The sequence below is a fragment of the Lactiplantibacillus sp. B652 genome (assembly GCF_023806745.1).
GTDB lineage: Bacteria > Bacillota > Bacilli > Lactobacillales > Lactobacillaceae > Lactiplantibacillus > Lactiplantibacillus pentosus.
In genome coordinates, this window is record NZ_JAMSKY010000028.1 from 1 (window position 1) to 9532 (window position 9532).

The following is a 9532-nucleotide window of genomic DNA, read 5'->3' on the forward strand; positions in this document are numbered from 1 at the left end:
TGTGACAAAAGGCGATGCAGACCAAAGCTTGTAGTAATTATAGACGGAATGCCATTCAGGAAAATCACTTGGAACTTGTCGCCATTGACAACCTGTTTTTAGGACATAGATAATCGCACAGAAAGTTTGTTTTCGAAAACTTTCTAGCTCTGGTCGAATCTGTTCAAATTGTTTGCGGGTAATATTGCTTGGATAGTTTTTCATGGCTAAAACTCACTTTTTAATAAAACTATATCAGATTTTTTAGATATTAGACAGGTTCTTAAACAAGTTCATCGGGCCGCCAACCGTGAAGCAGCCGAACTGAAACTGAATGAGTTCACCAACAACTGGCATCAGACCTATCCCAAATTAATCAAAGATCTGCTTAAAATGCCGAATTTACTCACTTTCATGGACTTTCCACCAGCTATCCGGCAATCACTATACTCCACTAACCTGATTGAGAACTTTAATAAGCATCTCAAGCGCACCACCCACCACAAAGAACAATTTCCAAATGAAACAACGACAATTCTTATACGACTTAAATTAGGTATATTAATTTTAAAAAACTTTTTTAAAATCCATCTAATTAAAACCACAAATGAAAACAAAAATAGCGCTAACATTGTAATCACTGATATATCATAAATCAATTTAAAGTTCCCCCGTAATTGCAATCAAAAAAATTAATAAATCGTACCAAGTACTCATATAATATTATGTTATTGTGAAAACAACTTTCATTTTCGATTTCCTGTAACGATCATATGCAGTCAAAAATGATCGAAAAAATAAAATATTATAGAAACAGGTTTAAAGGTTAACATAATGCACAGTATTCAAAGCTAAACTTTGTGAAGTCTAGTTAGGCCTATTGTAGCAGTGTTTATAGACAACTCACTGTTCGATTTAGCCAGTTTAGCTGAGTTTGTGAAATTAGGCTGGTTTAAGCTAGATTATCCAAAGCCTATTTTAATCACATTTAGACTTTGTGAAATTAGCTTAAACTGTCCTAGTTAGCCGGCTTGTGATTATTATTTATTTATTCAATTTAGTTGACTTATTGGTTTACCTCTGCTGTAATGCGAGGGAGTGAAGTGGTTGAGTGCAGAGTTGTACCCTAGTCAGACGATCAAAATTAAAATGACTATCTAGCTAGAGTGCAACTCACCTGTTGTAACGCTCGGTCGTTCGGGCATCGCTTGGACAATCAGTTGCGGTATTGCTACCAACCACTAGTATCAACCTACATTCTCGGTTAAACCCATTAAAAAACGCCCTAATGGACGCTGATAGCACGTATTTAGTTTTGTTCGGTTACCAGCTACTAGTGGTCACCATGCCTAAGCATCGTTTTACCACCCGGGCCGTTAATGGTCGCCCTCACCATTCATCACCAGCCTGATTGTCTAAGGCCTTATGTGATATAACCGGTTGTTATTGAAGTCGCACCGGTAAACGTGTCCCCTTTATATTTATACTCTAGCTTGTCCCCTAGAATGGTCCGCGAGAAGCAATTGAATGTCAAGACTTGCAATTTGAGAGCCTAGACCTTACAATTAACACATGGTTATTGTGGTTCCCGCGAAATTAAGAGGTCGCGGGGCTTCTTTTGTATATTCAGTTATTTTAGGTCTGGCTTGATTGCTAGGCCTTTTTTAATACAAGGATATTGTAACACATCAATAGCTATGCATCAAACCCAAAGAAAAATTATAAATAATAAATTATTTATTTTAAATTACTTATTTTTAATTATTAATTATTTGTGCTATACTTTTCTCAATGGAGGCGATAGAATGACTTGTAAAACCTTGCTACACTTCAATTTCAAGGGTGGCGTTGGTAAGACTACCCTTAGTGTTATGAACACTTATCTGCTAGGCGAGCTAGGTCACAAGGTACTTTTAATTGATTTAGACCCGCAAGCTAATGCCACTGAGATTATGAGAACGACTTATAATTCCAAAACTGAGCCAAATGTGGACTTATTCAATGGACTGTTAAAGCTAGACCTAACTCATTCAATTATTGAACTAACTGACAATGTTTCAATGATTCCGGCTGATTGGTCGCTTAGCTTATGGCCGGGTAAAGTTGAAAAGATTAGGAACCATGACCGCATGCTAATTCTCAAAACTTTGATTGAACAGTTTAAATCACAATTTGAGTACATTATTATTGATGTTCCACCGACACTTTCCATTTTTACCAACAACGCTATTTTAGCTAGTGACTATGTATCGTTAGTTTTGCAGACGCAGAAACAGGCTTATACGTCCGTTCTAAAAACAGCACAGTATATGTATCAGCTTAAAAACGACTATCATGCAACTTTTGACGTGTCAGGTGTCATACTGTACCTAGTTAAACGGGATGCTAAAGTTGATCGTGAAATCACTAGGGCAGCCACTGAATCATTCGGTGATGCAGTATTCATAAATCGAATTTGGCAACAGGAACGTGTAAAGTTGTTCTCAAATGCTGGTATTAAAGATGAAGACTATTGGGATAAGAAGGCTATTAGCATGTATACAATGGTGCTAAAAGAGGAATTACACAGAATTGAGGAGATAAACAATGGCTGACGACTTTTTAAACAAGCTAGCACAACAAGCTAACCAACAACTAGGAGACAATGAGAGCCCGTTTAAACAGAAGAAAGAGGTCACTAGACCAGTACAAGTTCGTGAGAGCACGTATAAGATGGTTAAAGATATAGCCTATCATAAGGACGCTAAAATCGTTGATGTCATTGACTCTATGCTGAAATATGCTATCAATTCAGACGAGTTCAGCGAGAATAATAAATAATTAAAAATTAATAATTTATTATTTATTTTTAAAAACTAGTAAATAATCCTAATTTAGGTGGAATCGTTATACTATTAATAGTGGAGAGATAAATGGGAGGCTAACGCATGAATGAAGAAGATAAAAAAAAAGAAGAACAACAAAGGTTGGCCGATAAAAAGTTTGAAGACTTCATCCAAGGAATTTACGATACTAACAAGGAGCCTTCTAATGAGGACTGGCTAGATAATGTTGCCAGTGCAATGGTCCCTAATGAGGCCGATAAAGAGAAGAGATAATGAAAAATGTTCGGAAGTTTATTACAATTATTAGGACTATCAAGATGGTATCATCACGAACAACACGCTGATAGGTCGAATGCTCGTAAAGCTAGTGGTCAGTCAGCCTTCTCATACGATGACCTTAAAGGATTACGTAAGTTGGCATTCTGGCTATTTGTATTCAGCATATTCCTAAATTGGGGCATGTTCGGTGCTATTATGCTAATTGCATGGCTAGCAATGTGGGCAATAAGTATAATCTTTTAGTTTTGTTGTAAATTAAAAGCTATCTCAAATTACTGAGGTAGCTTTTTTATGGTTGATATAATTATTGTATTGGGTCTCCCGGTGCATGAATTTTACCTGTAGAACTAACTCCCCAAGCAAGCCCGTCATCGTTGACAAAGCTCCAAGAACCATTGTCGCCTTCACTTGCGTTCAAGTCATCTAGTGATGTACCTCCAAAATCATCATCCCCATTGCCTTGAGATTTAGCCCAGTTTCTTAGAATCTGCTTGGCTTGGGATTCAGTTAAGACTGTAGAACTAGTTGTAGACTGAGTAGAAGAAGACTCTGATGAACTAGAGTTTTCGACTGATGAGCTACTTTCAGAAGAATCTATGTCATCATTAGTAGAGTTTAGTATCCTTTACTATATATAATAAGGAGGTCTCTAATGCTAGTTTTTCCGTCAACATCATTCATACCATCCAATGATAAGATGTGGTCACGAGTTGGCATAAATAAAAATCAACAATTCCCGCCATTGGCAATAGATTTAGGATGACGTTCCCTTAATTTTGAATGGTGTCCATGGTCTTAGTTAAATTTTTCTTGTTTCTGCCCAATTGATTCAATTCAGTAACTATGACAACACCACCTTAACAAATCATAATTTGGATAATAGTATGTTCCATTTGAAAGCTAAGCCTTATAATTAGCATAGGGTTAATAGCTCTAATCAAAATACCCACAAAAGTCCTGCTCAACTAACAATTGAGTAGGCCTTTTGTAGTACAAATTAATCCTTATCACAACTAACCTCAATAGCACAACAGGTATAAATAGTGCCTAAAATCCCTAAATAAATTTCTCTCACAACTGTTTAATAAAGCGGCAATCCCCGTTGTACGTGATTAATTAAACATTCAATTCTTAAAACACCTATTTTTTAAATCGACTTAAACCTTCGCTGTTGCGTGCGTTTACTAATCCCCGTCTTTCGTTCAATCATCTTATAAGTCATGCCTTGTTTTCGCAACTCATAAGCAAATCTGATTTGTTCATCAGAATACGTTTTCGGTCGCCCTTCCCGAAACAACGGATCATGTTGCTTGGCATACAATTTACCTTCTTGTGTGCGCGTGACAATCATATCGCGTTCAAACTGCGCAAAGGCGCTAAATATTGTAAAGACTAATTGGCCAGTCGGCGTATTGTCAATTAAGCCCATATTCAAAATGTTGACTTTGACATTTTCTTTAAACAACTCTTGGATAATGGCTAATGCCTCGCGCGTGTTCCGTGCAAACCGATCCAACTTAGTAACAATCAAAGTATCGCCTGTTTTTAGAACGCGCAACAGTTTTTGAAACTCCGGTCGTTCGGTAGTTGTGCCGGTAAACTTTTCTTGAAAGATTTTTTCTGCTCCTGCCAATTTTAGTAACTCAATTTGATTTGCTAATTTTTGATCAGTGGTACTGACCCGCGCATAGCCATATTTCATCTTTTTCTCTCCTTGTTTATGTCATTAAGTAATGACACGGTTCTAACCCTTTAATTATACAGCATCAAAAAACAGGCCACAACTGTTAAGTTGTGACCTGATTTGCTCTGTTAATTATGGTTCTATGATATTTGGTGTTTAAGTATAAGAATAGTGTTGATGAATTTTATCTATCAACACCAAATATCATAGGCCCCAAAATTGTCTGACCAGTGTTTGGACAAAAAAGACCAGCTTCCTTTAAAATGGTGTTTATCACAAACCCATTTTTAGGAGCCGATCTTTTTTGTCCGAACAGCGTCGGATTAATTTTACAATCTACCAAAATTGTACATTTTTTTCATTGGGAAATTTATAACTAACTAGTTGAGCGAATAAGGTTACATAATTGTTTTAAAAAATTGCTGATACTATAAAGATTCTGATTTTTCAACTTTTAACCAGTATAACAATGTCAAATTAATCGACTATCTTAACTATTCCATAGATATGTTCTCATACAACATTTCTTGACAATTATGAAATAGGTTTAAAATGAAAAACATCAGTCAATAATTCTCAGAATTATATAATAAAGTCTTAATTCAACATCAAAAAACTAAAAAAGTTACATTTAAAAATAGATTCCCAACAAATTTTCACATGTAGAAGATAATTAATTACTTTTCTTAATTAAAGGAACGGCCCAAGCCAACGTAAAGTGAATCACGTTGGCTTGGGCCGTTAAGTTATTTCATCAGGTCATCAAACGTTTGATTAACCGTCTCTTGATCACGATTGTTGGTAAAGACTTTAACTGGTTGTAAGTCACTCAAATCATTGGCAACTTCCTTCGTCGCATAAATCATAACTGGGGTGCGCTTCGCAAACTGGGTTTGGACTAACGCCACATTACCAACTACCGGGGTGCCCTTCGTCTTTTCGGTAATCCGCCACTTATACAACTTTTTCGTATTCAAAACATGTTTTGCCCGCTCATCAGGATCATGCACAATATGATAGGCCATTAACACATTATCAGCCATGTTGATTCCTCCCATTATTGGCCAGTAGTCATTTCTTAACACCATTAGTATACGTGCTGAGCCCTCAGACTAGCAATTATTTGAACCAAGCCACCAATCGATCAAATTAAGTTTGGTGATGACCAGTCTGGATCAGCTTAACTACTTTAGTAACCGTTGGCTTAGGCGCCGGCATCGTTGGTTTTGCTGGGTTACCAGCATACTCCGCAGTTTTATCAGCTTTTGGCGTTACGGTTGGCTTACCGTCCTTATTGCAGCGTTGATGCTTGTCAAAAACTTGGCAACCTTCTTTCGTGGTAATTATTGCAACAACCCTGCTCGTCGTCTTGGGTCCGGCAGACCTGGAACTGAATCTGGCTATTCGGGGCTGGTGCCCTCTGTGTGGTGACAGCAGCATGTATATCAAACCTTTACCATCTCCAAACACGAAATTAGCTTGCATACTGTTTGATAAATATCGCCTAATTTGGACAATCCTACTGAACTATTGCAGGTGGCATCAGTTCATACAGCCAAGTAAAGCCAATAAGGTATACCCTAGTGGCCTTTTTGAGCTTTTAAAATAGAATAAGTCCTGCTTTTTCTAATATCAGATTTAATCATCCATATGTTTTTGTAAATTTTGCGTTAGACATATTAAGTCTGGTACATTTAGCTCAACAGTATTAGTGCCTTCTCTACGATAGTACTTACCATTGTAGGGTTCAGGTTTCCCAGTATTATCTATTTTAATGGGTAATACTGTTGCACCGTTATAGGTATAACTTTTTATGTCTTTTAACATTGTCATCATCTCTTCACTAACAGGCTCTTGAGATAGTGCTGAGAAATAATGTTGATAATACTCATCGATACTTTTTCCACTTAATGTTAAATCTCTTTTAATCCCAACAATGGAAATAGGTCCTATCTTAAATGGTTCTATTCCAAGGTCAGATGCGTTATAAGAATCAGAATCAGAATCTGCAACACCAATCATGATGTAAGAACTCTTATGACTCGGAGTATTGGCAAAAGAAGTTGCTTTTTTTGCTATATTGGATACTAGTTTCGTGTTGAAAGCTTTCTTTTGCGTCTGTGGATTGAACGAATACAAACCAAGTTTAAATTCAAACCGTTCTGTTTCGCCAGAACTGTCTTCAAGTATTTGTTTAAGTATCTGTCCATCGCTATATTTTTTTAATTCGTCCTTGCTAAAAATGAACCCTGGATCAAGTAATCCCTCAACAAGAGTAATATTGGTTTCCCTATCGGAAACTTTTATAGAATGAGATCCCTTTGCTAATTTAGATTCAAGTCCAGTGCTCTTATGCTAGATTTACGGACAGATTTTCTTCTGCCCTGTAAACTAATAGCATAGGAGCATTTTTTAATATGATTCGATACAAAAAAGAATTTAAGCAGTTGTTGCAGGAGGCAATCAAGGTCGGAACGGTGAATAAGCAGTTGCAGCGTGAGACGATGGTGGGGCGGTTGATTGCGGGCAATTTGCCTAGTTACGCCCCTAGCCATCAAACATTGAATCCCAAGTCACCGTTGATGGGTCGGCGGATTGCATTTCTGGAATCGTCAATTACGGCCGGTGCGGGTGCACTGGAAGATTCGTTCGTCGATCATCTCGTCGCGACGGATGGCGTGATTGCCATCAAGGAAGCGGTGAGTGGCACCACTTTAGCAGGTAACGCACCAGATAGCTATGTGCAGCGGCTCTATCATCGGATTCCAGTGACCCAACCATTGGACGCTTTTGTCTGCCAACTTTCAACCAATGATGGGCGGCATGACAAGGCTATGGGGCAAGTTACGGGTGCACAACAGCGCCACGGCTTTGACGAAACGACGACGCTCGGAGCGATTGAAACAATCGTGGCCTATGTTCAACAGCATTGGGCGGTGCCAATCGTGTTCTTCACTTGTGTGCGAAAACACGATGCGAATTATGGTAAATTAGTGCAGCAATTGAAAGTCTTACAAAAAAAAGTGGCACTTCACGATTATTGACCTCTGGCAAGATCCAGTGGTCAAAGCTGAAAATCGCGCCCAACCACTAGCAATGGTCGACGACGCTCATCCAACCCGATTAGGTTATCGGAATATCTGGACGCCAATTTTTCGGCAACAATTAACGGACGTGCTTCGCCAGTCGGAACCATAATCGTCAATCGATTTCGCGTTTTCAAGGCTTCCGTCGATAGTCTAAAGAAATAAACATAACGACCGGATGAACCTGTCATGTGATAGGCTCATCCGGTCGTTATGTTTTAGCTTACTTCAAATTTTAGGTTAGTCTGCGACTTCAATCTTCCCAACCGCGATTGGTAAGGTGACGTGTGCATCGTAGGCGCCAACTTCACCAGCAACGGTGGCTGGTAAAGCCAAGTCTTGTGGTACGCCGTGAATGTAGATGACCCGTTTGTCGAGTTCCAAGTCATCGGTACCAAAGACTTCTTTGAACTTCGCTTGCAAATCAGCTAATGGCACATCGATTTCGTAGGCAAAGTGGCCTTGGGCGTCAGCGACTGGGTAGTTATCATTTGGCACGTCCATGTGATGTGGGGCGTTGTCAAATGGCACCATCGTTGTCCCTGAGACTGGTTCAGTTTCTGGCAAGTCGACAAATCCGTCATGATTGGCATCCTGCGCCATCGTGGCAATTTGGGCCGCCTTACCATCTGGAAAACCGTGGAAATGTTCCCAGTGTTGCGTATTTGCAGGTGTATCAAACATTTCAATCGCCACGTGTAATTGGTCACCGTCTTCAACAAAGGTGGCAGTTCCATGGGGTGCCGTTCCAATGCCTTCTGCGTTTAGTGGTACGATGTTAGCAACGTATTTTTTAGTCATGAATGATTCCTCCAATTCTTCATTATAAGTCCATTATATGCTATTCTAAACTTATTAAAATTGATATATGTCAAGAAAGGAAAATTTATGCACTCAAAAATGGATTGTATCAGTCGCTCGCCACTTTTCGCGCCGCTGTCACCGACAATTAAAACTAAATTGATTACAGTGACGCACCATCGCAAGTTTTTTCAAAAGGGTCAACTGATCCGACAACCGCTGGACCACCAAGAAGGGATGCTGATTTTGGACGAGGGGACGGCCAAAGTCTATGCGTTAGCTGATAATGGTAAGGAGAAAATTATTGACTTACTACATACTGGTGATGTGGTCGGTCAGCGCTGGTTATTTGCACCGCATGAAAATCAGGGCTACATCCAAGCGACTAGTGATGCGTGGGTTTGTTCCATTCAATACGCTGATTTTCAGCAGTTACTCGGAGAATCAGCGAGTTTATCGTTAGCGATGATCAACAATTTTGGCAACCAATTGATTGAAGTCGAGAAAAATCAGATGCGCCGTGATCTATTGGATGCAAAGGACCGTCTGATGGCTTATTTGCGGGATGTCGCGGTGGAATCCGGACAAGTCGTCTTTGAATTACCACTTAAAAAGAAGGAACTCGCCAATATTTTGGGAATTACGCCGGAGACGCTCAGCCGTCAATTTAAGCAGTTAGCTTTGGAAGGTAAAATTATTGTGAATAACCGGCAGATTACGATGTGCTAGAAAAATGCGGTTAACTACGCATTTTTCTAGGAACTGTCTGAAAACTAAAAATTCAGGTATAATCTGAGGAAAAACGAATCGAGGCATTCCGATGACAACACCTAAACGATACGAACTGGAAGATGCTCAGTGGGACCGAATCAAAGGAT

General features: G+C 39.1%; 10 protein-coding genes and 1 pseudogene. 6 read left to right on the forward strand and 5 right to left on the reverse strand.

What is annotated here, in order from left to right:
* Positions 1-204 (reverse strand): transposase (locus MZO40_RS16250; RefSeq protein ID WP_252133433.1); only part of this gene is annotated, 204 nt, incomplete at its 3' end.
* A gap of 54 nt (positions 205-258) precedes the next feature.
* Here MZO40_RS16250 and MZO40_RS17680 point away from each other — a divergent pair.
* The 4 genes and pseudogenes from MZO40_RS17680 to MZO40_RS16270 form a co-directional block, all read left to right on the forward strand.
* Positions 259-504: pseudogene (locus tag MZO40_RS17680) on the forward strand (transposase); the annotation flags it as partial.
* 1280 nt (positions 505-1784) lie between these two features.
* Positions 1785-2573 carry a ParA family protein gene (locus tag MZO40_RS16260; RefSeq protein ID WP_046811093.1) on the forward strand — a complete coding sequence of 263 codons (789 nt, stop codon included), beginning with the start codon at positions 1785-1787 and terminating at the stop codon, positions 2571-2573.
* A complete protein-coding gene (locus MZO40_RS16265) occupies positions 2566-2799 on the forward strand; it encodes a hypothetical protein (protein ID WP_003645723.1) in 234 nt (77 codons plus the stop codon). The genes MZO40_RS16260 and MZO40_RS16265 overlap by 8 nt, the downstream gene beginning before the upstream one ends.
* Before the next feature lie 107 nt (positions 2800-2906).
* On the forward strand, positions 2907-3077 hold the full coding sequence (locus tag MZO40_RS16270) for a hypothetical protein (RefSeq protein WP_003554873.1): 171 nt from the start codon (positions 2907-2909) through the stop codon (positions 3075-3077).
* Between the two features lie 1153 nt (positions 3078-4230).
* Here MZO40_RS16270 and MZO40_RS16275 read toward each other — a convergent pair.
* The 3 genes from MZO40_RS16275 to MZO40_RS17685 all read right to left on the reverse strand — a co-directional run bounded on the left by MZO40_RS16275 (position 4231) and on the right by MZO40_RS17685 (position 7074).
* Positions 4231-4785: a recombinase family protein gene (locus MZO40_RS16275; protein WP_020923829.1), complete on the reverse strand. Its 555-nt coding sequence runs from the start codon at positions 4783-4785 to the stop codon at positions 4231-4233.
* Positions 4786-5513: 728 nt separating this feature from the next.
* Positions 5514-5810 (reverse strand): DUF5839 family protein, encoded by a 297-nt coding sequence (locus tag MZO40_RS16280; RefSeq protein WP_056953201.1) that lies wholly within the window; start codon positions 5808-5810, stop codon positions 5514-5516.
* A 595-nt stretch (positions 5811-6405) separates the two neighbouring features.
* Positions 6406-7074 (reverse strand): RNA-binding domain-containing protein, encoded by a 669-nt coding sequence (locus MZO40_RS17685; RefSeq protein WP_396415503.1) that lies wholly within the window; start codon positions 7072-7074, stop codon positions 6406-6408.
* 110 nt (positions 7075-7184) lie between these two features.
* On the opposite strand from MZO40_RS17685, the gene MZO40_RS16290 reads away from it, so the two are divergent.
* The gene (locus MZO40_RS16290; protein ID WP_252133435.1) at positions 7185-7811 is read left to right on the forward strand and encodes an SGNH/GDSL hydrolase family protein; all 627 of its coding nucleotides are present in this window, start codon (positions 7185-7187) and stop codon (positions 7809-7811) included.
* 282 nt (positions 7812-8093) lie between these two features.
* Here the strand turns inward: MZO40_RS16290 and MZO40_RS16295 are convergent, their stop codons facing one another.
* Positions 8094-8654 (reverse strand): hypothetical protein, encoded by a 561-nt coding sequence (locus tag MZO40_RS16295; protein WP_016374492.1) that lies wholly within the window; start codon positions 8652-8654, stop codon positions 8094-8096.
* Between the two features lie 87 nt (positions 8655-8741).
* Between MZO40_RS16295 and MZO40_RS16300 the strand changes: the two genes are divergently transcribed.
* On the forward strand, positions 8742-9383 hold the full coding sequence (locus MZO40_RS16300) for a Crp/Fnr family transcriptional regulator (RefSeq protein ID WP_042255228.1): 642 nt from the start codon (positions 8742-8744) through the stop codon (positions 9381-9383).
* Positions 9384-9532 lie beyond the last annotated feature (149 nt).